This is a genomic window from Streptomyces sp. NPDC052040 (assembly GCF_044548405.1).
In the GTDB taxonomy this organism is placed as follows: domain Bacteria; phylum Actinomycetota; class Actinomycetes; order Streptomycetales; family Streptomycetaceae; genus Streptomyces.
The window spans coordinates 28,187-47,876 of record NZ_JBIUBV010000027.1 but is presented as its reverse complement, the minus strand read 5'-3'; the positions used below and the strand labels follow the sequence as shown (position 1 = coordinate 47,876).

The following is a 19,690-nucleotide window of genomic DNA, read 5'->3' as shown; positions in this document are numbered from 1 at the left end:
AGGTGTCAACTCGTGGCCACGGATGCCGACTCGGACTTGGGCCCGGGTTCGGGAACATCGCGCAGGTGGCGCAGCGGGGAGAAGAACACGAACCAGCCGGCCGCCCAGGACCCGGTGAATGCCAGCCAGAGCACGGGCCGTACACCCACCAGCGTCCCCAGTACTCCGCCGAGGGTGCTGCCGAGCGGCAGTGTGCCCCACACCACCCAGCGCACGGCCGCGTTCATCCGGCCCATCAGCTCCGGCGGTGTGACCGACTGCCGGTAGCTGAGCTGCGCGACGTTGTACACCATCGAGGCGAAGTACGCGATGCCGCAGCCCAGCGGGAACAGCAGCACGCCCCAGCCGCGCCAGGCAGCCGCCGCGATGATCTGCGGCGCGCCGAACACCAGCATCGACACCCAGATGATCCGCGCCGAGCCGATCCTTCGGGCGAGCGGACCGGCGAAGGCACCTCCGGCGATCCCGCCGACGGCCGAGACCGCCATGACCAGCCCGGTCAGTCCGGGGCGTACATGCAGCACCCGGACGAGGAAAAGCATCGTCAGCGCCGTGCTCATGCCGCTGAACAGGTTCGCGGTGGCCGTGCACGCCACGACCCTGCGCAATATCCGGTGCCGGACCACGAAGCGCAGGCCCTCGGCGATCCGGCTCCGCAGCGTCTCGCCCTCGCGCCGCGCGGGCGGGGGCTCCTCGCGCGTCCTGATGCCGAGGATCGACACGACCGAGACCGCGTACGAGATGGCGTCGGCCGTCATCGCCCCCGCGGCGCCGAACGCCGCGACCAGGCCCCCGCCCAAACCCGGTCCCCCGAGCTGCGCGAACGCCTGGGTGGTCCCCAGCTTGCCGTTGGCGTCCATCCGGAGTTCGGCGCGGACCAGCGACGGCACATAACTCTGGTACGCGACGTCGAAGAACACCGTGCACACCCCGGCCGCGACAGCGACGACGTAGAGCTGCGCCATCGTCACGGCGCCGAGGGCCGCCGCCAGTGGCACCGAGCCGATGATCAGCAGGCGGAGCAGATTGCAGACGATCATGACGGAGCGTTTGGAGCCGCGGTCGACGAGCGCGCCCGCGGGCAGCGCGATCAGCGCGAACGCCACCGTGGTGGCGGCGGTCAACAGCCCGACCTGGAAGGTGCTCGCCTTGAGCGCGACGACCGCCACCAGCGGCAGCGCGATCTGGGTGACCGCCGAGCCCATCTCGCTGACCGTCTGACCACTCCACAACAGCAGGAAGTCCGGATGGCGCCGCAGGCTTCGGCCATCCGTCTCCGCCCCGGCGTCCTGCCCCTGCTTCGCCAACTCCGTCACACACCCACTCCGCTCGGGGATCCACGACGCGGACCATCCGCAGATCATGAACACGCCGACGCGGGCCGCCCGGTTCCCCTCGGAATCTTCCGACGCTCCTCAAGTGCCCTTCCGCGTGGCGGTGTTGGCGGCTCAGTGCGGCGCGACCGTCGTGCGGCGCACTCCCTCGATGAGCAGCTCCAGTCCGAAGCGCATCTCGGCCTCGTGGTCGCAGACCGACAGTTCATCGGCGGCAGCGGCCACCGAGGGATATCCGGCGGCGGCCAGCTCCTCACTGCGGGTGGTGATCACCTCGGGGATCACCTCGGCGTAGGACGGTGCCGTGCCGACCTCGCGGGAGAGGGTCCCGATCAGGTAGGCGATGAAGCCGCGCAGGACGTGCACCGCCCGGGGCGGTTCCAGGCCCGCCCGGTGAAGTGCCGCCAGAGCCGCTTCCACGACGGGCAGCGCGGCGGGCGCGTTCATGCGCCGGGTCAGCACGAGCGGCGCCGACTTCGGGAACTCCAGAGCCGTCGAACGGAAGGCATGGGCCAGGTGCCGCAGGGCGTCGCTCCAGGGCAGCTCGTCGACCCCGGTGATGTCGACGCGCCGGAGGATGACGTCGCCCATCGCGTCCAGCACGTCGTCCTTGTCCCGGATGTGGTTGTAGAGCGACATCGTGCGGACGCCCACGGCCGCGGCGATCTTGTGCAGGGAGAGCTTGTCCACCCCTTCGCTCTCCGTGACCTCAAGGGCCCGCAGAACGATCTCCTGCCTGCTCAGGGGCCCGCGTTGGGTCAGCCGCCCTGCCATGAGTGCCTCCCGGCCCGGACCCTGCCGGAGTCCCCGTCCGAATCTCTGCCCGAATGTCAGCCGGAATCCGTGCCCGATTCTGTGTCCGATTCCGTGCCGGATTCCGTGCCCGAAGTCGTGTCCGGTCCTCGTCCGCGGGCAGCCTGATCAACATACAGCGTAAGTAATGAACCGCGGGGCTCTGCGGCAGGGGCGGTGCCCGGCCGAGGAGTGGCTCAGCCGCGAGCGCCGGTCCCCGCCCGGGACCGGGCGAGTGAACTCCGATAGGGCGGCTCGATCTCACAGCCGGAGGTATTGATGATCATCGCGCCCATCACATAGTGGCCGACCACCATGCACAGCTCCACGCATGCGTCGTCGCTGAGATGCCCCCGCAGGGCGCTCAGGGTGCCGGGCGAGAGCCGTCCGGTGTCCAGGAGTTCGTCGGTCGCTTCCAGCAGTGCCCGGGTGCGGGTGCTCCAACTTCCGTCCTGAGCAAGGGTGATGCTGTCGACCTCGCGCCTGCTGACGCCCTGGTCCTGCGCCATGACGCTGTGGTGCGCCCACTCGTAGGCGCACCCCATGTGATGCGCCACGCGCAGGATGACGCGCTCCTTGCCCGCGAGGGGGATACGGCCCCGGTGGAGCAGCCGGGACACGAAGCGTGCGCGGGGAAGATCCGGCCCAGCCGGGCGAGCGTGGTGAACACGGTGTAGTCGAAGTCCTCCCCGGTGCGCCTGCGGATCACCTTCAGGAGCAGCCTCACCACGGGCCCGCGCTCCTCGCGGGGAAGCGGCGGGATGCAAGGGGCGCCGCTCAGCTGCCAGTTGCCGACGGGCACCCCCTCCGGCGCGAGCGCGGGACCGTCGCATCCGTGTGCCGCCTGCGCCGTCGTTGCCGTCTCCTGCTCCATCTTCATGGTTCTCCTCGGTCTCTTGGTCTCTCGGTTTCTTGGCGTGCTGGTCCGACGGCCGGTGGCCGGGCGTCGGGGGAGGGGTGCAGGGCAGTCCGATCCCTTGCGAGGGCCCCACCCGTCTGAAAAACTTATGCCGTAAGTCTCAGGGAAGAGAACCCCCCAGGCCGACCGGGTGTCAAGGGATCGCGCACCACCGATGCCAGTAAGAAGGGAAACTCCATGCCCACAGCCGGGAAAGCATCACCCGCCCAAGGCGCCCAGTACGTGGACACGCTCATCGTCGGAGCAGGCTTGTCGGGGGTGGGCGTCGCCTGCCACCTGCGGCGGAGTCGCCCCGGGCACAGCTACCGGATCCTCGAACGCCGCACCGACCTCGGCGGCACCTGGGACCTTTTCCGCTACCCCGGCGTCCGCTCAGACTCCGACCTGCACACCCTGGGCTATGCCTTCAAGCCCTGGACCGACGAGAAGGCCATCGCCGACGGCCAGGCCATCCAGGACTACATCCGCGACACCGCCGAGCAGTACGGCATCACCCGGCACATCCGGTACGGCCACACGGTGACGCGGGCGAACTGGTCCGACGACGAGGGACTGTGGACCGTCGAGGCCCGGCTCGACAGCGGTGAACGCGTCGTACACACATGCCGCTTCCTGGTCGTCTGCACCGGCTACTACCGCTACGACCAGGGCTACGCGCCCGACTTCCCCGGCAGCGAGCGGTTCCGGGGGACGGTCATCCACCCCCAGCACTGGCCCCGGGACTTCGACTACACCGGCAAGCGAATCGTGGTCATCGGCAGCGGAGCGACGGGCGTCACCCTCGTCCCCGCCATGGCGGACCGCGCCCGCCATGTGACCCTGCTCCAGCGCTCCCCGTCGTACGTCCTGCCGATCGCCTCGAAGGACGCCCTGGCCAACGGGATGCGGAGCCTCCTCGGCGACCGGCTCGCCCACCGCGCCACCCGGCGCAAGAACATCGCCACCCAGGCGCTCGTCTACCGGATCAGCCGACGGCACCCACGCCTGGTGAAGAGTCTGCTGCGCACCCTCCAGCGCAGGATGCTCCCGCAGGGCTACGACATCGGGACCCACTTCGCGCCACGGTACGAGCCCTGGGACCAGCGCCTGTGCATGGTGCCGGACGGCGACCTCTTCAAGGCCATCGCCTCGGGCCGGGCCTCGGTCGTCACGGACCGGATCACCGCGTTCGCGGAGGACGGCATCCAACTGGCCTCGGGTGCCCTGCTGGAGGCCGATGTCGCCGTCACCGCCACCGGACTGAATCTGCTCGCCCTCGGCGGTATGCGGCTGGAGGTGGACGGCACGCCCGTCTCACTGCCGGACACCACGGTCTACAAGGGATGCATGCTCAGCGGTGTGCCCAACCTCGCCTTCACGGTGGGCTACATCAACGCCTCATGGACCCTCAAGGTGGATCTGGTCTGCTCCTACCTGTGCCGCCTCCTGGACCACATGGACTCCGCAGGCCACTGGGCCTGCGTACCGCACCACCCCGAACCGCCGTCCGGAGGACGCCCGTTGATGGACTTCGCGGCCGGATACGTCCGGCGGTCCATCGACAGCTTTCCCCATCAGGGGGAGTCCCGGCCCTGGACGATGAACATGAGGTACAAGGACGACGTACGTGAACTCCGGCGGGACCGCATCGACGACGGCTTCCTCCGCTTCGGAAACCCCGTCCGGCCGCCCTCGCCCGCCGGAACCGCGGGAACCGCCGACGCCTCGCGGCGGCCGGTCTGAACAGCCGGAAACGCCCGGGCCCACGGGGGACCGGGCGTTTCCGGCACGGACCCCGGCACGGACCCCGGCACGGACCCCGGCACGCGCCTCGGTGTGCGCCCGGGGGCCTGCGCCGGACGACCGGTAGCGCGGCCGACGAGGCGGAAACGGCCGCCGGAGGGGGAGCCGCGCTCAGGCCCCCAGCAGGCGCCCGGAGATGCTCAGTACCACCCGTCGAGGGGCCAGCCGGGCCGCGGCCACGGGCAGGGCATGGGCAAGGCCCGCGATGACACTCGCCGGGGTGCTCCTGCGGTCCAGGGCGCGCATCGCGGTCCGCACCACCTGCTGCGGCCCGCTCATCGGCCCCACGGCAGGCTTGTGCGTACCCAGCACATCGAAGAACTCCGTCCGCGTCGGGCCCGGTGAAAGCGCCAGCACCCGAAGCCCGTTGGCCCGAGTCTCATGAACCAGCGCCTCGGTGAAACTGAGCACGAACGCCTTGCTCGCCCCGTAGACGGCCATCGAGGGTGTCGGCTGATAGGCCGCGGTGCTCGCCACGTTGACCAGGGCTCCCCGCCCGGAGGCGAGCATCTGCGGCAGCAGTGCCCGGGTCAGTTCGACCAACGCCGTTATATTCAGCTGGAGTTCCCTGCTGATGGCCGCCGCGTCCTCGGTGGCGAACCCGCCGCGTGTCCCCACCCCGGCACAGTTCACCAGGGTGTCGACGGCGATGCCGCGCGCTGCCAGCTCGGCGGCCAGCCGTTCCGCGGCCCCGTGCCCGTTCAGATCGTGTTCGAGCGTGTGCGCGGTCACTCCGTACCTCTCGCGCAGCCTCGCCCCCAGAGCGGTCAGCCGGTCGGCGCGCCGGGCGACCAGGACGACATCGGCGCCCCGCTGCGCCAACTGCCGGGCGAACTCCGCACCGAACCCCGAACTGGCACCCGTGACGACCGCCGTGGTGCCGTCGTGACGCATGGCGCTCACCTGCCCGAGGCCGCGTGCGAGTGCCCCGGGCGGGCGGCGCCGACGTCGTGGTTCCGCGGCTTCCAGCGCCGGGTCGGATACACGCCTTGGGCCGAGCCGCCGGTGCTGTCGACCAGGTCGAGGTACTCGAAGGGGTTGTGCGCCGCGAAGATCTCGATCTCCGGGTGGTCCATGTGCAGGGCGCGCAGCCGGTCCTGGTTGCGGCGCCGCCCCTCGAACTCCGTGGTGACCACCATCTGGAACAGTGCGGGCCCGGGCGCGCACTGCCGCCGGGGGAGTTTGATCTCGCGGGCGTCGAAGTAGGCGTCCCCGGCCGCGAGCAGCCACTCACCGCCGCACGCGACCGCGACCCCGCAGTGCCCATGCGTATGCCCGAACAGCGGCACCAGCAGGATGTCCTCACCGCCCTGCTCTACCGCCGAGGAGCCCCCGAGCACCGGGCGGAGGACGCGCCCCCGGCCCTGTAGCAGGCGCGACTCCCGGGTCCTGTAGCAGGCATGACTCCCCGGCCTTGTAGCAGGTCGCGGCGGGGCAGGCGTGCCCGGTCGTCCTGGCCGCAACGGACTGTCCCGTCGGCCGCACGTACGGCCGATGGGACGTCAGGCAGGGTGCAGGCGGGTGTGCTCGGCATTCGTGGCGAACGTCTCCGAGGCGTCGACGCCGCAGACCCGCAGCAGTTCGACCACGAGCCGGTCCAGATCCTCGCCGACCTTGGTGACCTCCGGAATGCCGAGGCTGGCGAACTCGTCGCTCGGCCGGTGCATGGTGACACCGCGTTGCCGTCGTCGTCGCTGTGGACCAGCATGCGCAACGGCGCGTACAGCAGTGCTCTCGGGTCATGGCGGAACATGGTCTCGGCAATGACATGATTGCCCGTCAGATACTCGATCGACCTGGTGGGGTGTCCCGCGACGGCCAGCAGGTCGGTGGCGTTGATCCGGCCGTAGCGGATCAGATCGTGCGGCGCGTTCACGGCCATCGCGGCGCGCACGTCGTCCCAGCTTCCCCCGGTCTCCGCGATGAGTTCCATGGGGCCCGGATCGTAGGCGGGCGCCGCCTTCTCGAAGGCCGCCACGAACTCGTCGTAGGGCATTCCCGTGGGGACCTCGATCCGGGTCACGGTGTGGGTGCGCTGACCGGCCATGGCGGTTCCTCCCAGCTTCCGGGGTCACGGTGCCCGAGTACCCCCGCGGGAGGTGCTGAGCGGCCGATGGCCCGTGAAAACGACGATCTCCGCTTCGCCAGCGGCGAGAAGCCGACGCCGTCTAAAGCGCACATCTGTGCCTTAAAGCTGGACGCGGCCCGCCCGCGCGTCAGGAGCCGTGCGGCTGGGCCGCCGCCCGCCCGCGCGTCAGGAGCCGCGCTTGAGGAGGAAGAGTACGGTGTCCAGGCCCACCAGGAGGCCGTAGCCCTGGCGGATCAGCATCTCCTGGATGGCGTCGAGGCCGTCCTCCCGACCGTAGTCGGTCCGCAGGATCCGCCACCGCTCGGAGACCGGGTCGCCGTCGGCCTCCGGGTCATGACCGAGCGCCCGCAGGCGGCTCTCCCAGCGGAGGACGACGTCGCCCTCCGTCTCTCCCGGCCCGCGCCGCACCAGCGCCTCGATCTGCTCGCCCCGGACGTCCGCGATCTCCGTGTCGCGCCCTTCGGCGAGCAGATAGAGCGCGGTGGCCAGACCGGCCGCGCCGTCCGCCATCTCGCCCCGTTCCGGATCGGATTCGAAGCTGAACCTGTTGTCCGGCACCAGAGGCACCAGCAGTTCGCGCGTACGGTCCCACGCGGCCTGCCACGCTCGCGGCCCACCCGTCCCCTGCCACACCCACGAGCGTTCTTCCAGAATGGTCACGGCCGCATCCTGCCACCACAACACCCCCCGGCCGAAGGCCGATTCCCGGTGATCCGCACCACGGCCGCCGCCCCGGACGCCCGCTTCCTCCGCCGGGTGGGCGCGACCGTCGGGCCCCTGCGTACAGCTGACGCTGCTGACCGGGACGGCGACCCATCGGCGGCTGCATCGAGACGTTGTGCAATCTCACGGGAACGGCCTACCTCGACGTCGAGGCCTTCGCCCGCCGGGAGTCGCCGCAGGGGCTGCTCGTGTATGTCGAGGCGTCCGGCGGCGACGCCTTCACCATCTGCGGACATCTGCACGGTATGCGGCTGGCCGGATTCTTCGACCGCGCGAACGCGGTGCTCGTCGGCCGGACCCCCGCGCCCGACAACGCGACCCTCAGCCAGCACGAGGCGGTCCTCGACGCACTCGGTTCGCTGAATGTGCCGATCATTGCCGATGTGGAGTGCGGACACGTCCCGCCCTACATGCCGATCGTCAACGGAGCGTACGGCCGGATCGTCCACACACCGGACCGCAGTGAGCTGACACAGACGCTGGACTGACAACCCGTCAGCCCGTCTCTCCTTCCCCGGTCACCACCGCGAACCGCGGCCGCGAGACGAGCCGCTCGCTCAAGCCGTCCGGGCCACGGCGGGGACCGAGGGAAAGAGCCGCGGATGGCAGCATGCGTTCATGATCTCTTCGACGCCTCCCGTGGTCCCCGTCGGTCGCATAGCAAGCAACCCGCAACCGGTGTTCCGGCTCACCGCGGACCTGGAACTGCGTCCATGGCGGTACGACGACGCCCAGGCCCTCGTGGACGCCTGCCGGGACCCGGACATCCAGCAGTGGAACCGTCCGGGGCGTGATGTGTCCCTGGCGGACGCACGGGAGCGGATTGCCCGCTGGCAGGAGAGCTGGACGTCCGAACGGTCGGCCATCTGGGCCGTCGCGCGGCTCGGGGAGAGGGCGCGGGGCCTGATCGGTTGGGGCGACATCGACCTCAGGGGCGGAAGCGCCGAAATCCTCTACTGGATGCTGCCCGCGGGCCGTGGCGGTGGTGTCATGCCCGAGGCTGTCGTTCGCCTCAGCTGGTGGGCCATGGACGATGTCGGTCTGCACCGGCTGCGCCTGACCCATTCCGTCGCCAACCCCGCGTCCTGCCGGGTAGCGGCGAAGGCCGGATTCGCCCTGGAGGGCACCATGCGCTCAGCACTGCTGCATGCGGACGGATGGCACGACGAGCACCTTCATGCCCGTGTACGAGGCGATGCGTGGCCCGGTGCGTGACCGGTCCCGGCGGGACGGAAGGCGGCGGGGGAGCCGTCGACGGCCGTGACTACCCGGGAAGCCGGGGCGTGGCCGGTTGTCAGGTGGCGGGGGTGAAGACGATGCGTCGTCCGGGGTCGGTGGGGGCGGTCCAGGCCTCCTCGACCTGGGCCAGCGGCACCGGCTGCGCGGAGACGGCGAGGGTTCCCTTGGCGAGTTCCTCCATCAGGGAGGGCAACTCGGCGACGATCCCGGCGGCGGTGACCGAGCCCTGCCCGCTGCCCATGATCCGCAGATTGGCCGCGCGCAGGACGGAAGAGGGCAGGGTGAGTTCCGGCCCGGCCATGGAGCCGATCTGAATCCAGTCCAGCGGAGCGCTGCGGTCCTTGCGGCGGCCGAGGATGGCGGGGATGGCTCGTTCGGTGGGCGCACCCCAGGTGTAGTCGATGACGGCGTCGACGTTCGCGGCTGCTCCACCGAGCCGGGTCGCGGCCTCGTCCGGGTCGCCCGCGAGAGAGACGATGTCGGTGGCGCCGAGGGGCCCGAGCAGCTCCAGGCGCTTCGGGTCCCGCCCGGCGGCAACGATCCGGTCCGCGCCCAGATGCCGGGCGATCTGCACGGCCATCTGGCCCGCGTTGCCCGTCGCGCCCAGTACCAGGACACTCTGCCCGGGCCGGAAGTCGATCCTGCGGCGCAGCGCCACCCAGGAGGACATGGCCGGGTTCATCGCGGCGGCGACGGTCACCGGGTCGGCGCCGTCGGGCAGCGGGACGGAGCGGCGCGGATCGAGGAGCGCCTGCTCGGCCATGGTGCCGGGGGCGTCGTCGGCCGCCACGAAGAACACGCGCCGCCCGTCGGGCAGCCGCCCCACCCCGTCGACCCCCGGGATCAGGGGCAGTCGCCCGTCACTGGTGTAGTGCGTGCCGTCGGCGCCGGACCGGACCCGGGGGTGCAGGCCGGCGGCCAGCACCTCCACCAGGGCCTGCCCCTCTGCCGGGTGCGGGGCGGCGAACTCCTCATAGCGGGGCGGGTGGTCGAAAGAGCGGACGGCAGCGGCATGCATGGTGACTCCCTTGGGTGTGCGCGGGGGCAGGTGACATCGGGTCGTGCGACGAGTGGGCCTGAGCGGCCGCGACTCACCGCAACCCAGGTGGTACGTGACACAAACCAAAGTAGTTCGTCTCACGAATCAAAGCAATTGGTTGGCGGTACGTACTACGTCACATAGGCTGCGTGTATGCACAGGAAGACGCCCGCTGCCACTCCGTCGCCCCCGACGCCCATGGACGGGCCCGTCGAGGCGCTGTCGTCGGCGCCCGAGCAGGAGGGAGCCGGTGCCGCACAGGCCGTCGCCGATCTCGGCATCGTGGACAGCCTGGCTCAGCTGTCCTTCCTGGTGCAGGGAGTCCTGGGGGAGGTCGCCGCCGAACACAAGCTGTCGGTCATCCAGCTACGGCTGCTCGGCGTACTGCGTGACCGCACGCCCGGCATGCAGGAACTCGCCCGCCATCTGGGACTGGACAAGTCCAGCATGACCGGCCTCGTGGACCGCGCCGAACGCCGCGAACTGGTCCGCCGCTCCGCCTCACCTCATGACGGGCGCGCCGTACAGGTCTCGATCACTCCTCAGGGGGCGGAACTGGTCGGCCACCTCACCGCCCAGGTGGATCAACGGATTCACGCCCTCACGGCCCGTCTCACCGAGGCGCAGCGCTCCCAACTGTCCTTGCTCGCCAGCACACTTGTCCTGCACCACGTAAGGATCTGAGCCCCCGGCTCGCACTCGCCGCACACACCTCGGTGAGCCGGGGGCCACGGTGGGGACGTTCAGCAGGTGATGGTGCCCCTGCGCAGTGCGTGGCCGCTGTCGTTGCTGTCGTCGGCCCAGTACACCGGCTTGGAGCCACTGACACACTCGTCGGAACCGGACACGGAGAAGCCCTCGTTGTTGAGGTCCGGCATCCCGCTCGGACGGTTGTAGACCGCCGTCATGGCGAAGACGCCGGAGCTGTTGACCCGCAGGGTCCGGTGCTGGCCGTGGCAGGTGTCGTCGCAGACCACCCACAGGCGCGAGGCCTGCGGCTCCCACTGGAGTTCCATGACGCCGTCCATGCCGCTGCTGACGGAGGCGACGCGGGTGTAGGCGCCGGAGTCCTGGAGGACGTACCCGTAGACCATGCCGGTGCCCTCGACGCCGACGAAGAACACGCCGCCCGTGTGGCTGCCGTACCGGCTCGGGTCGTAGGCCGCCCCGGTCGAGGCGTCCTTGAAGCCGGCCCCGGTCAGAGAGGAGTCGGGGACCCAGGTGATGCCCTCGAGGCCGAGGTTGGAGCCCACGGAGGGCAGATCGGAGGTCAGGTTCCACTCCTTGGCTGCCGTGAGCGAGGTGCCCGTACCGCTGACGGTGTAGGAGAGGACCGACAGACGGCTGGTCCCGGATGCGTCGCCGTTGCGCTCGCTGGCAACGTAGGCGCCACCCGCCGAACCGGCCCCGGTGAGGGTGACGCCCTCGCTGTCGGGGGTGCCCGAACCGCCGGGGAAATGCAGAGCCTTGCCCGACGTCCACCCGCCGGTGGTGTCCGGCTTCCAGCCGCCGGAGCCGTCGCGGACCAGCCGCCAGAGCCTGCCGGAGTTCTGCGCGCCCCACATCACGCCTCCCTCCTGGTAGAGACCGCTGAGATCGTCACCGAAGACGTTGGTGGCGTCGGCCGTCGCGACCGAGCCGCCGCCCGGCCACGCCTGCGGTGAAACACCCCCGCCGCCGCAGCTGTTCGCGGCACCCAGAGTCACCGGAGCCGCGCCGAACGCGCCGGTGCCGTCCGGGCAGCGCGACCAGGACGGGTCCGAGTGGCTGCTCCAGCCGAAGCTGTCGACCAGGGTCGTGCCGTCGGGGAGGTAGAGCCGTGCTTCGTCGTCGGAGCCCAGACCGAAGGCCTTGTGCACATCGAAAGCGCGGAACGCCCCGGGAGTCAGTGAAGTCCCGGAGGCGATCGTGTACCTCGAACCGTTGTCGTCGTCCCGGAGGATCCAGCCCGAGAGATCGACGGCGGCCGTCCCCTTGTTGTACAGCTCGATCGAGTCGTTGACGCTGCCGGTGGTCACCACCTCGTTGATCCGGATGTCGTCCGCCGGGGCCGCATGGGCCGGGGGAGCCAGCACGGTGGCCATCGCCAGGGCGGGGCCGCCCACGGCGGCACAGAGGAACGTGAGGCGGCGTCGCCACCGGGAAGTGCGTACGTCGAGCACGATGTCCGTCCTCAGGAGCGTGATGACAGGGCGGCACGAGACTGCCGATCCGCTCCGAACGGGAGGCCGTTGACGGGCGGTCATCCTGTGAACGCCCAGGGAACTGCCGTGTACGGGCCGGTCGGCACCCCCGGCAGGCCGGTCACCTCCCCTCGGGGCCGGTCATCTGCCCCCGGGCCGGTCACCTCCCCCGGGGGGCCGGTCACCTACTCCACGGGCCGCTCCCCTGCCTCCCCGGGGCTGGTCACCTGCCCCCAGGCCGGTCACCTTCGCCGGGGACACCCGCCCGCCCCACACGTCACCGCGGCTGCTCGGTGGCGGCGCCAGTCGCGGTGGTGTCGCCGGAGGGCAGAAGCCGGTGGAAGTCGCCCCGGCCACCGCCGCGGTGACGGGCGAGCACCCGCAGGGCCTCCTCGGTGCTGCCGCTCTCCAGCCCGGCCAGGATGTCCTCGTGCGGACTTCACCGCCATCACCACGGAGGCACTGGCGAAGGCCGCGCCCGACGGGAACGGAGCCCGCCGATGACCGCCCCCGTCCGCACCGAACCGGACGCGGCCCCCGGCGCACTGAGCATCGCCCCCACCCCCCGGGCACCCCATGGCTGCTCACCGCCGGACTGGTGGTCGCGCTGCTCGTCCTGGTGCCGGTCGCCGCGGGCCTGGGGGCCTATCCGATCCCGACCGGTGATGTACTGGCCTCCGGGGCACACCGGGCGGGGCTGGGCGGCACCGCCCTGGACCGGGTCGCCGAGTCGGTGCTGTGGAACGTACGCTTCCCGCGCATCGTGCTGGCCCTGCTGGTCGGTGCCTCCCTGGGCTGCGCGGGCGCGCTGATGCAGGGCGTCTTCGGCAACCCGCTGGCCGAACTGGGCGTCATCGGCGTCTCCCTGGGCGCCGCGGTCGGCGCCGTCGCCGCGATCGCGTTCGGGCTCACCTTCCTCGGCACCTGGACAGCGCCGGTGTTCGCCTTCGCCGCGGGCCTCGGCACCGTACTGCTGGTGTACGCGACGGCGCGCTCCGGCGGCCGCACGGAGGTGGTGACACTGATCCTCACCGGCATCGCGGTGAACGCCTTCGCCGGCGCACTCATCGGGCTGTTCCTCTTCTCCGCCGACACCGCCGCGGTCAACCAGATCGCCCCCTGGCAGCTCGGCTCGCTCTCCCAGGCGACCTGGTCGAAGGTGCTCGCCGTGCTGCCGTGCGCGGCCCTCGGTCTCGTCCTTGCCCCCCTCTACTCCCGACGGCTTGACCTGCTCGCACTCGGTGAGCGCCCCGCGCGCCACCTGGGCGTCGACGTGGAGCGGCTGCGTCTCACGCCGGTGCTGGTCATCGCCCTGCTCACGGCCGCGGCGGTGAGCGTCTCCGGGGTCATCGGATTCGTCGGCCTGGTCGTACCGCATCTGCTGCGCATGGCGGCGGGCCCCGGGCACCGGTTCCTGGTGCCGGGCAGCGCCCTGCTCGGCGCACTCGTCCTGCTCGGCGCACTCGTCCTGCTCGGCGCACTCGTCCTGCTCGGCGCCGACCTGCCGGCCCGTACCCTCGCGGCGCCGCCGCTCGGCGTGCTCACCGCCCTGATCGGCAGCCCCTTCTTCTTCTGGCTCCTGCGCCGCACCCGCCGCAGGCAGGGAGGCTGGGCATGAGAGCGCTACGAACCCGGCGGGTCCCCCCTCCGCCGCCACGCACCGGCGACGTCCTCGCCCGGGCCGAGGGACTCCATGTGCGGCTCGGCGGCCGCCCGGTGCTCAACGGTGTCGACCTCACCGTCCGGGCCGGGGAGGTGCTGGCGCTCGTCGGCCCCAACGGCGCCGGAAAATCGACCCTGTTGGCCGCGCTCGCCGCCGACCTCCCGGCCGAGCAGGGCGTCGTACGCATCCACGACGTCCGGCACAGCAGTGGTCGACGCCCGAACTGCCCCTGTGGCGGGCCGTGTTGCCGCAGTCGGCAGAGCTCTCCTTCCCCTTCACGGTCGAGGAGGTCGTCCGCATGGGCCGCGCCCCGCACCCGGTGTCCCCGGCCGAGGACGACCGGACCGTGGCCTGGGCCATGGCGGCCACCGGGACGACGGCCTTCGCGGGGCGTTCGTTCTCGGCGCTCAGCGGAGGTGAACGGGCCCGGGTCGCGCTCGCCCGGGTGCTGGCCCGGCGGGCCCCGCTGCTGCTGCTCGACGAGCCGACCGCCGCGCTGGACCTCAAGCACCAGGAACTGGTGCTGCGGCTGTGCGGGGAGCGGGCCCTCGCCGGTGACGCCGTCGTCGTGGTGCTGCACGACCTGGGGCTGGCCGCCGCCTGCGCGCACCGGGTCGCGGTCCTGCACCACGGCCGGGTGGCGGCCGACGGGCCGCCCGGCGAGATCTTCTCCGAGGCCCTGCTCTCCGAGGTCTACGACCAGCCGGTCGAGGTACTGCCGCATCCGCGAACGGGCACCCTCCTGGTGGGCCCGAGGCGGAGTCCGCTGCACTCCTCGTAGGCGGCGTACGACGGACGCCGAGGTGCCGGGTCAGGTGTGCCGGCAGTGCACCGGGTTGTTGGCGACCTCGTCCGGGCACTTCCGGTGCGGATGGCGCGCCCGCCGGTCGCGCTGCCAGTCGAAAGCGGCGAGGACCAGGGACGCCGCCATGCCGACGAGGGCGGCGCTCAGCGCGGTGACGATCGCGATGCGGTAGTCGTCGTGCCTGCTGAGCACCAGGTAGTAGAGGCCGGGCAGCGCGGCGGTGCCCACCGCGGCGCCTAGGCGCTGCCCGGTCTGAAGGGCACCGCCCGCCGCGCCCGCCATCCGCACGGGAACGTCCCGCAAGGTCATGGTGATGTTGGGGGAGACCACGAAGCCGCCGCCGATGCCGCCGAGGAACAGGAGCGGGGCGGCGGCCCAGGGAGCGGTGCCGAGGGACTCGAAGCGGAGGAGCAGCACCGTGCCGCCCAGACCGAGGATCACCGCCACGAGCCCCCACACCGTGAGCAGGCGGCCGAACCGCTCCACCATCCGCCCGGAGACCACCGCCGCGATCGCCGAGCCGAGGGCGAAGGGGGTCACGGCGAGGCCGGACATGAGCGGGGAGAAGTCGAGGCCGCGCTGATAGAAAAGGGCGAAGACCAGCCAGACACCGCTGAAGCCGATGAAGTACAGCGTGCCGAGGCCCGCGCCGATGCCGTAGCCGCGCACGGTGGTGAACAGCCGCGGGTCGAGCAGCGGCTGGGCGTTCCGGGCCACCAGGCGGTGCTGCCACAGGGCGAAGACCGCAAGGACCGCGGCACCGACGAGGAAGAGCCACCACAGCTGGCCGATACCGCCGGCGTCCGCCTGGACCAGCGGGTACATGAGCGCGAGGACACCGAGCCCGAGGAGCAGGATGCCGGGCAGGTCCACCTGCCCCCGGCCGGACCGCCGGGTACGGGGCAGCAGACGGCGGCCGAGCAGGACGGCGAGGATGCCGATGGGAACGTTGACGTAGAAGATCCACCGCCAGCCGTCGGCGCCGGAGGCCAGGGCGAGGATGACGCCGCCGGTGATGGGGCCCGCGGCCGAGGAGATGCCGACCGTCGCGCCGAAGAAGCCGAAGGCCCGACCGCGTTCGGCGCCACGGAACAGCTGCTGGATGAGCGCGGAGTTCTGGGGTGCCATGAAACCGGCCGCCAGCCCCTGGGCGAGCCGCGCCACCACCAGCAGGGTGATGTCGGGGGCCGCCCCGCAGACCGCACTGAAGATCACAAAGCCGCTGAGGGCCAGCAGGAAGATCCGGCGCCGGTCCAGGGCGTCACCCAGGCGCCCCGCGGTGACCAGGGCGAGGGCGAAGGTGAGGGCGTACCCGGACACCACCCACTGCACCTGCGCGGGGGAGGCGCGCAGATCGTGCTGGATGGTCGGCAGGGCGACCGCCACGATCGTCACATCCAGCAGGCTCATAAAACCGGCCACCAGAGTGACCCACAGGGCTTTCCACCTGCGCGGGTCCGGTTCGCCGCCGGTCTCGTGAGCCTTCGGGTTCCGGCCCCCTGCCGCGGACGTCGACGCTGTCACCTGGGCTCCTCTCACCGGGCCGCACCGCGTGGATCAAGCTCTCCACCGGGGTACGGCCCCACACCCCCAGCCTGCAACCTGACACCCCCGGAAGAAAGCCCGGGCCGCCCGCCCGGACGGGACGCACCGCCTCGCGGCGGTGTGCCGCGCCGGACGGCCCCGGCACACCGCGCTGCACGGCTGTGGCGCCCTCGGGCGGCACGGTGGTTGTGTCAGGCGTGCGTGTGACGAACGTAAAGGGCCCTTCCGGAGAATATCCGGAAGGGCCCTTCGAACAGGGGGGTGAGAGACCTCAGCGCTTGAAAGCGTCCTTGGTCTTCTCCTTGGCCTCGCGGGCGTCACCAGTGCTCTTCTGGGCCTGTCCCTCGGCCGCCATACGGTCGTTGCCTATGGCGCCGCCCAGAGCCTCCTTGGCCTTGCCCTCAGCCTGCTCGGTCTTCGCCTTGGCCTTCTCGCCGGCACTCATGGAACACGCCTCCTCGTCGTTCGCTGGCCGCTGCCTTGCGTAGATCCACAGGTGCCCCGGCCCACCCCCCATAAACAAGGAATTTTTCCGGGAATGGAAATGAGAGGACGGGGCAACCGGAGTGCCAGGAGGTCGATGACTATGGTTCCCCTGCTTCTGGTTCTGCTTCTCGCCGTGATCCTTTTCGGCGCCGGGTTTGCCGTCAACATTCTGTGGTGGGTGGCTGTGGCCGTCCTGGTGCTGTGGCTTCTGGGGTTCGTGATGCGGTCCACGGATGCCGGTGGCGCTCGTGGCCGCTGGTACCGATGGTGACCTGATCCGCACACACCCCCTTTCGCAGGGCCCGGCCAAGGCGGCCGGGCCCTGCGCGCATGTCTGCTCGGCGGACGGACGGAACATCCTGGACGGGGCGAAGGCGTCCCAAAGGGAAACAGGGGTAGGCGTTGTTGCAGTCGGGGGTGGGACGGGCACGCGTGCAGGAACCCGCGCGACCTCCTGCCCGTCCCAGCCCCCGATCCCCCCCCGCGACTCGATCGATCGAAGCGGGCCCGGAGCCACCGCCGAGTCGATAGGCACCGCCGTTGCAATCGACCGTGATATCGGCGTTGAGGCCACCGTCCCAGGACTGGGCCACAGCTGGATCAGCGCGTCCGCGAGGTCCGGGGAGAAGGTTCCGATATGCACCGTGCGGCGCAGTGCACCGCGGTGCGCGGCAACTGTTCGGTCCCGCTGCCTCGGTGAAGCCTGCGTGCTTCTACGGCATCACCGCCGCCGGGGGATGTCCCGCCTGCTCCGCGGAGGCAACGCTTCCCTGTCTCGCCGTCAGAACTGCACGAGAACCGGCGAGGCCATCCGGGCACCTACAACATCTGGTGATGAAAACTCCGAGGGTACGGTTGTCCGTTCAAGACCGGATCAAGGAACTGCACGACTCCGGCGCGGACAGCGCACCGTGGTCGTACTCAGCCTTGGCCGCAGCGGCCGGATTCCGTGCCGAGCCCGGTTGCTTTCCATGCGGAAAGCAACCGGGGCAGAACAAGCGCAGGGCCTCCCTTCCGCATCCGCGTATCCCGCATACGAGCGGAAGGGAGGCCCTTATGGCTCCCGGCTACTTCACGAACACCTTCGTCCGGGCGGTGCCGCACGCCTGCTTCTCGGTGTCGGTCATGGGGCGGCTGTTGACCACCACGACGCTGCTCTTGCCCCCGGTGCCATTCTTGGCCGGACTGGCGATGGTGTCGGGGACGAACCAGTAGTAGTGATCCCACTTGGGGCTGTCATAATGCGTCTGCCAGGTGCCGGAGACCTTCTGCATCAGCTGGGCGCGGGATATCCAGGCAACTTCCCCCGGCTTCGCCGTCACATTCTGCTCGTCCGACTCGGACGTTTCGCTGCTCCAGGTGTGGCCGTAGGTGGCGGTCACGCTGAGGTTGACGAGCCCCATGATCGTGCCGCCCGCTGTGACGGAGACTCCCACCGAGTCGGTCGATCCGACCTTCTGCGTCCACGTCAGCTTCTTGGTGCTGTCCGACGTGCTGCAGTTGTAGAGGCTCTCGGAGACCTGCTTGAAATTGTCGAGGTACGGCTCTCCGAGCTGAGGGTCGTTGAACGTGCACTTGCCGAATCCCGAGTCGCAGTCGGCCAGGATGGCTTCCCGGGTCGGCTCGTCGGCGGCGGAGGCAGGGGCCGCGACGGCGGTGATGACCCCACACGCTGAAATGGCTACTGTTGCGGCTTGAATCATTTTCCGTCTGGCGGACTTCAGCACCATGCGGACGCTCCCATCTTTTGGTCTTCGTGGTCGCCTCTTCCTGCGGACGTCGAATCTCCCGTTACTGACCCGTAGGTAAAGGTTCCCCCATGAACTGGTATTAGGAGTATCACGCGCAGCCTGCGGAAGAGAAGGCCCGGTTGGCGAAAGTTAACTGATGGGCAATCAGCTCGCGGTGGGGTATTGAGGGCTGCGGTGAAGAGGCGCCGCAGCACCCTCGCGGATTTACATCGGGTCAAATGGAACGGGTAATGAGGTCGGTGTCCCGGTGCGTTGGGACAGCGAATCGTCGGGGCGGGGGAGGGGGTGGGGGCGTCACGACGGAGCAGCCGAATCCGGGAACGCGCGAATGCCGACCGGACGGCACCCGGCCGCGGGGATCGCTAACGACTGCGGGTGGTGGTGAAGCGCTTCCGGTACTGGCTGGGAGTGGTGCCCAGATGGCGCGCGAAGGCGCGGCGCAGGGTCTCGTCCGTGCCGAGCCCGCTGTGATGTGCGGCCGAGGTGACGCTGCATCCCTCAAGAAGCAGCTGCTGGGCGCGGTCCAGACGGACCCGCTCGACCCAGGCGGCGGGAGTGGTACCCAACTCGGCGCGGAACAGGCGAGTCAGATGCCGGGAACTGACCGCGACGGATGCGGCCATGGCGGGCAGACTGTGATCACCCGCCGGATCGGCGAGTACGGACGCGACCAGCTCACTCAGGAGGGCACCCCGGGCGGGTGGAGTGGCGGTGCCCGTGGAGAACTGCGACTGACCGTCGGGGCGTTGCATGAAGACGACCAGTTCGCGTGCGATGCTCCGCGCCGCGTCGGCACCGTGGTCCTCCTCCACCAGGGCCAGTGCCAGATCGATACCCGCGCTGATGCCCGCGGAGGTGACGAAGCACCCGTCACGCATGTGGATGGCATCCGCTTCGACGCGCACCCGGGGGTAGCGGTGGGCGAATGCGGCCGCGTGCCGCCAGTGGGTCGTTGCGCGGCGGTTGTCGAGCAGGCCCAGTTCGGCGAGGACAAAGGCGCCGGTGCACACCGAGGCGACGCGTGGCGCGCGCGCCGTGAGGTCCCGGACCGCCGTGAGCAGGTCCTCCGCGATCGGTTGTCCGGCCAGCCGGTCGCCGCCCGCGACCACCACCGTGTCGATGGCTCCCGCGTCGGCCGCCCGGACCGTACCCGCGAGGGACGGCCCGGCGGAGGTGGTGACCGTTCCGCCGTCCGGGGAGATCAGCACCGGTTCGTAGCGAGGCACAAGACGAGGCGCGAGCCGGTTCGCCTGGTGGAGCACTTCCGACGGTCCGCCGACATCGAGCATGGTCACCCCGTCGAAGACCACAAAGCCGACCCGATGCGTCATGTCCGAATC

18 protein-coding genes and 2 pseudogenes are annotated in these 19,690 nt (G+C 70.6%); 7 read left to right on the top strand and 13 right to left on the bottom strand.

The features are described 5' to 3' along the window. Positions 1-5: 5 nt before the first annotated feature. The 3 genes from ACIHAA_RS31400 to ACIHAA_RS31390 all read right to left on the bottom strand — a co-directional run bounded on the left by ACIHAA_RS31400 (position 6) and on the right by ACIHAA_RS31390 (position 2,746). Positions 6-1,316 (bottom strand): MFS transporter, encoded by a 1,311-nt coding sequence (locus ACIHAA_RS31400; protein WP_399823147.1) that lies wholly within the window; start codon positions 1,314-1,316, stop codon positions 6-8. Positions 1,317-1,448: 132 nt separating this feature from the next. Beyond that, positions 1,449-2,108 (bottom strand): TetR/AcrR family transcriptional regulator, encoded by a 660-nt coding sequence (locus tag ACIHAA_RS31395; RefSeq protein WP_399823145.1) that lies wholly within the window; start codon positions 2,106-2,108, stop codon positions 1,449-1,451. Between the two features lie 215 nt (positions 2,109-2,323). After that, on the bottom strand, positions 2,324-2,746 hold the full coding sequence (locus ACIHAA_RS31390; protein ID WP_399823143.1) for a carboxymuconolactone decarboxylase family protein: 423 nt from the start codon (positions 2,744-2,746) through the stop codon (positions 2,324-2,326). Positions 2,747-3,222: 476 nt separating this feature from the next. Between ACIHAA_RS31390 and ACIHAA_RS31385 the strand changes: the two genes are divergently transcribed. Next, positions 3,223-4,767, top strand: coding sequence for a flavin-containing monooxygenase (locus tag ACIHAA_RS31385; RefSeq protein ID WP_399823142.1), 1,545 nt, complete (start codon positions 3,223-3,225; stop codon positions 4,765-4,767). Positions 4,768-4,938: 171 nt separating this feature from the next. Here ACIHAA_RS31385 and ACIHAA_RS31380 read toward each other — a convergent pair whose 3' ends face one another. The 4 genes from ACIHAA_RS31380 to ACIHAA_RS31365 all read right to left on the bottom strand — a co-directional run bounded on the left by ACIHAA_RS31380 (position 4,939) and on the right by ACIHAA_RS31365 (position 7,576). After that, positions 4,939-5,721, bottom strand: a complete 783-nt coding sequence (locus ACIHAA_RS31380; RefSeq protein ID WP_399823140.1) for an SDR family NAD(P)-dependent oxidoreductase — start codon at positions 5,719-5,721, stop codon at positions 4,939-4,941. Between the two features lie 5 nt (positions 5,722-5,726). Next, positions 5,727-6,167, bottom strand: coding sequence for a hypothetical protein (locus tag ACIHAA_RS31375; RefSeq protein WP_399823139.1), 441 nt, complete (start codon positions 6,165-6,167; stop codon positions 5,727-5,729). Positions 6,168-6,329: 162 nt separating this feature from the next. After that, positions 6,330-6,494 (bottom strand): hypothetical protein, encoded by a 165-nt coding sequence (locus tag ACIHAA_RS31370; protein ID WP_399823137.1) that lies wholly within the window; start codon positions 6,492-6,494, stop codon positions 6,330-6,332. A gap of 587 nt (positions 6,495-7,081) precedes the next feature. Beyond that, positions 7,082-7,576, bottom strand: coding sequence for a hypothetical protein (locus ACIHAA_RS31365; RefSeq protein ID WP_399823135.1), 495 nt, complete (start codon positions 7,574-7,576; stop codon positions 7,082-7,084). 149 nt (positions 7,577-7,725) lie between these two features. Here ACIHAA_RS31365 and ACIHAA_RS31360 point away from each other — a divergent pair. Both ACIHAA_RS31360 and ACIHAA_RS31355 read left to right on the top strand, forming a co-directional pair. Then, a pseudogene (locus ACIHAA_RS31360) lies at positions 7,726-8,127 on the top strand (LD-carboxypeptidase); the annotation flags it as partial. A 130-nt stretch (positions 8,128-8,257) separates the two neighbouring features. Beyond that, positions 8,258-8,854 carry a GNAT family N-acetyltransferase gene (locus tag ACIHAA_RS31355; RefSeq protein WP_399823133.1) on the top strand — a complete coding sequence of 199 codons (597 nt, stop codon included), beginning with the start codon at positions 8,258-8,260 and terminating at the stop codon, positions 8,852-8,854. A 79-nt stretch (positions 8,855-8,933) separates the two neighbouring features. Here ACIHAA_RS31355 and ACIHAA_RS31350 read toward each other — a convergent pair whose 3' ends face one another. Further along, positions 8,934-9,896, bottom strand: coding sequence for a zinc-binding alcohol dehydrogenase family protein (locus ACIHAA_RS31350; RefSeq protein WP_399823131.1), 963 nt, complete (start codon positions 9,894-9,896; stop codon positions 8,934-8,936). Positions 9,897-10,070: 174 nt separating this feature from the next. Between ACIHAA_RS31350 and ACIHAA_RS31345 the strand changes: the two genes are divergently transcribed. Continuing rightward, positions 10,071-10,601 (top strand): MarR family winged helix-turn-helix transcriptional regulator, encoded by a 531-nt coding sequence (locus tag ACIHAA_RS31345; protein WP_399823130.1) that lies wholly within the window; start codon positions 10,071-10,073, stop codon positions 10,599-10,601. Positions 10,602-10,660: 59 nt separating this feature from the next. On the opposite strand, the gene ACIHAA_RS31340 is transcribed toward ACIHAA_RS31345, so the two are convergent. Continuing rightward, positions 10,661-12,001, bottom strand: coding sequence for a lamin tail domain-containing protein (locus ACIHAA_RS31340; protein WP_399823171.1), 1,341 nt, complete (start codon positions 11,999-12,001; stop codon positions 10,661-10,663). A gap of 679 nt (positions 12,002-12,680) precedes the next feature. Here ACIHAA_RS31340 and ACIHAA_RS31335 point away from each other — a divergent pair. Both ACIHAA_RS31335 and ACIHAA_RS31330 read left to right on the top strand, forming a co-directional pair. Next, complete coding sequence (locus tag ACIHAA_RS31335) at positions 12,681-13,718, top strand: FecCD family ABC transporter permease (RefSeq protein ID WP_399823169.1); 1,038 nt, start codon at positions 12,681-12,683, stop codon at positions 13,716-13,718. Continuing rightward, positions 13,715-14,544: pseudogene (locus ACIHAA_RS31330) on the top strand (heme ABC transporter ATP-binding protein). The gene ACIHAA_RS31335 and the pseudogene ACIHAA_RS31330 overlap by 4 nt, the downstream one beginning before the upstream one ends. Positions 14,545-14,574: 30 nt before the next feature. Here the strand turns inward: ACIHAA_RS31330 and ACIHAA_RS31325 are convergent. Both ACIHAA_RS31325 and ACIHAA_RS31320 read right to left on the bottom strand, forming a co-directional pair. Beyond that, complete coding sequence (locus ACIHAA_RS31325; protein ID WP_399823128.1) at positions 14,575-16,092, bottom strand: MFS transporter; 1,518 nt, start codon at positions 16,090-16,092, stop codon at positions 14,575-14,577. A 292-nt stretch (positions 16,093-16,384) separates the two neighbouring features. After that, entirely contained in the window at positions 16,385-16,558 is a 174-nt protein-coding gene (locus tag ACIHAA_RS31320; protein ID WP_399823126.1) for a CsbD family protein, read from the bottom strand. 141 nt (positions 16,559-16,699) lie between these two features. Here ACIHAA_RS31320 and ACIHAA_RS31315 point away from each other — a divergent pair, with 141 nt between their 5' ends. Beyond that, complete coding sequence (locus ACIHAA_RS31315) at positions 16,700-16,870, top strand: hydrophobic protein (RefSeq protein WP_399823167.1); 171 nt, start codon at positions 16,700-16,702, stop codon at positions 16,868-16,870. A gap of 796 nt (positions 16,871-17,666) precedes the next feature. Here the strand turns inward: ACIHAA_RS31315 and ACIHAA_RS31310 are convergent. Next, entirely contained in the window at positions 17,667-18,329 is a 663-nt protein-coding gene (locus ACIHAA_RS31310) for a hypothetical protein (protein ID WP_399823124.1), read from the bottom strand. Between the two features lie 383 nt (positions 18,330-18,712). Next, positions 18,713-19,681 (bottom strand): GlxA family transcriptional regulator, encoded by a 969-nt coding sequence (locus ACIHAA_RS31305; RefSeq protein ID WP_399823123.1) that lies wholly within the window; start codon positions 19,679-19,681, stop codon positions 18,713-18,715. Positions 19,682-19,690: the final 9 nt, after the last annotated feature.